Annotated in this window: 4 protein-coding genes and 1 pseudogene; all 5 read left to right on the forward strand. The window is 63.9% G+C overall.

What is annotated here, in order from left to right; translation table 11 throughout:
• Nucleotides 1-420: baseplate J/gp47 family protein (locus JAB6_RS00845; RefSeq protein ID WP_175444469.1), on the forward strand; the 420-nt coding region annotated here is incomplete at its 5' end.
• Nucleotides 413-1,033, forward strand: a complete 621-nt coding sequence (locus JAB6_RS00850) for a phage tail protein I (protein WP_175444470.1) — start codon at nucleotides 413-415, stop codon at nucleotides 1,031-1,033. The genes JAB6_RS00845 and JAB6_RS00850, both read left to right, overlap by 8 nt.
• Nucleotides 1,030-2,685: a phage tail protein gene (locus JAB6_RS00855; protein ID WP_070301030.1), complete on the forward strand. Its 1,656-nt coding sequence runs from the start codon at nucleotides 1,030-1,032 to the stop codon at nucleotides 2,683-2,685. The genes JAB6_RS00850 and JAB6_RS00855 overlap by 4 nt, the downstream gene beginning before the upstream one ends.
• Nucleotides 2,686-2,687: 2 nt before the next feature.
• Nucleotides 2,688-3,152: a hypothetical protein gene (locus tag JAB6_RS00860; RefSeq protein WP_070301032.1), complete on the forward strand. Its 465-nt coding sequence runs from the start codon at nucleotides 2,688-2,690 to the stop codon at nucleotides 3,150-3,152.
• Nucleotides 3,153-3,195: 43 nt separating this feature from the next.
• Nucleotides 3,196-3,385: pseudogene (locus JAB6_RS00865) on the forward strand (phage tail protein); the annotation flags it as partial.

Genomic DNA, 3,385 nt, shown 5'->3' on the forward strand with positions numbered 1-3,385 from the left:
GCGCCGGCCAGCGTCACCGTCACCGTGCTGGCCAACAACGACACAGGCATCGCCGACGCCGCGCTGCTGGCCACCGTGGCGCGCGCGCTCAACGCCGAAGATGTGCGCCCCCTGGGCGACCGCTTGACGGTGCAGGCCGCCCAGGTCATTGATTACCAGATCGAGGCCACCTTGTTTATCGGCGTCGGCCCGGAAGTGCCGATTCTGCTGGACGCCGCGCACGCCAACGCCGTGCGCGTGTCCCAGCCGCGCCGCCCGCTGGGACACAGCATCTACCGTTCCGCCTGCAGCGCCGCCGTCCACGTCGAAGGCGTGCGCAAGGTCGTCTTGACCAGCCCGGCGGCGGATATCGAACTGAACGCCACCCAGGCCGCGCGCTGCACGGCCATCAAGCTCAATGTCGTGGTGCGCGATGAATAAGCTCGTGCCCACGCTGCCGCCCAACACTACCGCGCTGGAACGCGCCATTGCCGTGGCCTGCGCCGAGCTGGTCAACGTGCCCGTGCCGCTGCGCGACCTGTGGAATGCCGACCGCTGCCCCATCAATCTGCTGCCGTTTCTGGCCTGGGCCTGTTCCGTCGACCGCTGGGACGACGCCTGGCCCGAATCGATCAAGCGCGGCGCCATCAAGGCATCCTATTTCATCCACAAGCACAAGGGCACGATTGCCGCCGTGCGCCGCGTGGTCGAGTCCCTGGGCTATTTGATCCGCATTACCGAATGGTGGCAAACCACGCCGGCCGGCGTGCCGGGCACCTTCCGCCTCGATGTCGGCGTGCTCGACACTGGCATCACCGACGCCATGTTTCAGGAAATGGAACGCCTGATTGCCGACGCCAAGCCTGTCAGCCGTCACATGACGGGCCTGGCCATTTATCTGGAAAGTCGCGGCAACGTCTACGCGGGCGCTTGCGCCTACCACGGCGACAGCATGACCGTGTATCCCTGGATCGCGGAAACCATCGAAGTGCGCGGCACGCTGTTACAAAGCGGCGCATCCCATACCATCGACACTCTCACCATCTATCCATGAGCACATACTTTGCCATCCTGACCGAAGTGGGCGAGGCCAAGCTGGCCAACGCCATCGCCCTGGGCCAAACCCTGAAACTGAAAAACCTGGCCGTGGGCGACGGCAACGGCAATCTGCCCATGCCGGTCCGCACGCAAAAGACGCTGGTGCGCGAGGTGCGCCGCGCCGGCCTGAACCAGCTGAGCATCGACCCGGCCAACAGCAGCCAGATCATCGTCGAGCAGGTTCTACCCGAGGACGTGGGCGGCTGGTGGATACGCGAAATCGGCATTTACGACGAGGCCGGCGACCTGTGCGCGGTGGCCAACTGCCCGCCCAGCTACAAGCCCCTGATGGCCGAGGGTAGCGGGCGCACGCAGGTGGTACGCATCGTGCTGATCGTCGCCAGCACGGCCGCCATCGAGCTGAAAATCGATCCGTCCGTCATCCTGGCCACCCGTAAATATGTCGATGACCAGGACATTACCGTGCGCGCTTACAGCGACGCGCAACTGGCCAAGCACTTGGCCGCTGTTGATCCTCACCCGCTGCTGGCCAAGGTCGCTTATGTCGATCAGCAGGACGCCAGCGCACGCGCCTATGGCGATCAGCAACTGGGCAAGCACCTGGCAGCTCTTGATCCGCACCCGCTGCTGGCCAAGGTCGCGTACGTCGACCAGCAGGACACCAGCGTACGCACGTATGGCGATCAGCAGCTGGCCAAGCATCAGGCTGCGGCCGATCCGCATCCGCTCCTGGCGAAGGTCGCCTATGTCGATCAGCAGGACACCAGCGCACGCACCTATGGCGATCAGCAACTGGCAAAACACCAGGCTGCAGCTGATCCACATCCGCTCCTGGCCAAGGTCGCCTATGTCGATCAGCAGGACGCCAGCGCGCGCAGCTATGCCGATCAGCAAGACGCCAAGCACTTGGCCGCCCTCGATCCGCACCCGCAATACAGCATGAAGGAAGTGCCGGCGTTGCCGAAAGCTGACGCGTCGAAAAAGCTGGCCAGTGCAGGGTTTGTGCAGCAAGAGCTGGGCAATCTTGCAGGCATCTCGGATTTTCCTGTTTCCCGTACGCTGACCGTCGCTGATTTTGGCAAGGCTTACTACTTCAGCAATGGCTCCGTGATGGCCACCCTGCCTCGTCCCGACAGTTTCGCCAGCGGCCAGATTATTGGGCGCCAGGTCAAGTTTTTTGGTTTCAACAAGATCGCCGGCACCATCGCACCGGCCGCCAATGCCGTGCTGCGCTGCGATGTGGCCAACCTCCCATCGATGATCGTCAAGGCCGGCCAGTCGGTGTCATTGGTGGCCATCACGGCAGATACATGGCAAGCCATCGACTCGACTGCCGAGCTGTGGCGTAACGCCGACTTCACGCCACACTTGGCCAGCACAGGAAGCCAGCCCTTGCCGGGCGGCTTCATTCTGCAATGGATCGCTGCCGCCAATGCCGGCGGCAGCGGCACGGCAGCCGATACGCCTTACGACATGGCTTTTCCCAATGCCGTCGTCGCTGTTTCCGCCATCCATATCGGCAGCGATACGTCCGTCAACATCACCGTCGATGGCGCAGCCCCCAACAAGCTGGCCGGCGTACGCCTGCGCAGCAACTACACCAACGGCGCCAGTGTCATGGCCTATGTCTTAGCGATTGGATACTAACAATGCGTAATTTCTACTCGATGTCCACAGGCGGCTTCTACCCGGAAAGCAAGCGGGCGGTCTATGAAATGGCAGGAACTTGGCCGGAGGATGCCGCTGCCGTTACTGCGGAAGAAGAAGCGGCCCTGCGGGCATCCACGCTGGTGGACGAGTCCTTTGCCGTCTTGTCAGCACGCTACTTCGACAGCGTGCGCACCACGCGCGAGGTCGTGCTCAACCGCCTGGCCGGCATCGGCATGGCAGCGCTGGCAAATGACGACGCTGCCACCGTACAAGCCATCCACCTGGCACGCGCTGACCTTCTCGACATCACAAGCTGCGCCGCCGTGGTCGCCGCGCAGAACATCGCGGCGCTGCAAGCAGCCGTCAGCGCTGAATACGCACGCATCGCGGCCACCTTGCCCGACGAGGGGCGGCGCGCCTTCACCGACGCCGGCATCACGCTGGCGGCGCCTGTCACCTCGTAACGCCTCACCCACGCCCCATTCACCACCTACCAGGAGAACAATTTTGGCCACCGACTACCACCATGGCGTACGCGTCATTGAAATTAACGAGGGTTCGCGCCCCATCCGCACCGTGTCCACCGCCGTGCTGGGCCTGATCGCCACGGCCGACGATGCCGACCCGGCCGCTTTCCCGCTCGACACGCCCGTGCTCGTCACCAACGTGCTGGCCGCCATGGGCAAGGCCGGCAAGA

It is taken from the genome of Janthinobacterium sp. HH104 (assembly GCF_001758715.1).
Classification (GTDB): Bacteria; Pseudomonadota; Gammaproteobacteria; order Burkholderiales; family Burkholderiaceae_D; genus Janthinobacterium; species Janthinobacterium aestuarii.